General features: G+C 59.3%; 1 protein-coding gene. It reads left to right on the forward strand.

The annotated features are described in order from the left end of the window. Positions 1-15: 15 nt before the first annotated feature. The coding region (locus tag IC66_RS0142360; RefSeq protein ID WP_038975312.1) for an IS630-like element ISRj1 family transposase at positions 16-909 on the forward strand (894 nt) is incomplete at its 3' end.

The raw sequence follows: 909 nt of genomic DNA on the forward strand, positions 1-909 counted from the left end.
TGATTCAAGGTCGGGATGATACCCGAAGCAAGAGAAGTCCACCTTTCGAGGAAAGATCGCAAGGTGCTTGAGGCGTGCTGTCGCTCACCGGTGACGTTGCAGCGCGATTTGAAGCGGGCGCGGATAGTTCTGTTGGCGGCGGATGGGCGCAGCACCCGGTCGATCGCCAAGGAAGTTGGGGTCCAGCCGCGGATTGTCAGCCTTTGGCGGCATCGCTATGCCGACCATGGCCTTGAAGGGCTGCAAGACAAGCCGCGGCCTGGCAAGCAGCCGATCTATACGAAGACGACCGACAAGCGGATTCTGAAGCTGCTGGATAAGCCGCCACCGCAAGGGTTTGCGCGCTGGACCGGCCCCCTGCTGGCCGAGGCGCTGGGCGATGTCGATGTCCAATATGTCTGGCGGTTCCTGCGCAGCCACAAGATTGACCTGGTGGCTCGCAAGTCCTGGTGCGAGAGCAACGACCCGAACTTTACGGCCAAAGCCGCCGATGTTGTCGGCCTCTATGTCGCGCCGCCGGCGAAGGCCATTGTGCTGTGCGTGGACGAGAAGCCCTCGATCCAGGCTTTGGAGCGAGCGCAGGGTTATCTGAAGTTGCCCAATGGCCGCGCCTTAACCGGCCAAAGCCACGATTACAAGCGGCATGGCACCACAACATTGTTTGCGGCGCTCGAAGTCGCCACCGGAAAGATCATCGCGACCCATTCAAAACGCCGGCGCCGCGTCGAGTTTCTCGATTTCATGAACAGCGTCACCGCGACTTTTCCGAACCGCAAGCTTCACGTCATCCTCGACAACCTCAACACCCATAAAAAGAACGAGGACTGGCTCAAGGCCCACCCCAACGTGCAATTTCATTTCACGCCGACAAGTGCGTCATGGCTCAATCAGGTCGAAGTATGGTTTTCC

The organism is Bradyrhizobium genomosp. III (assembly GCF_000261705.1).
Lineage (GTDB): Bacteria > Pseudomonadota > Alphaproteobacteria > Rhizobiales > Xanthobacteraceae > Bradyrhizobium > Bradyrhizobium ottawaense.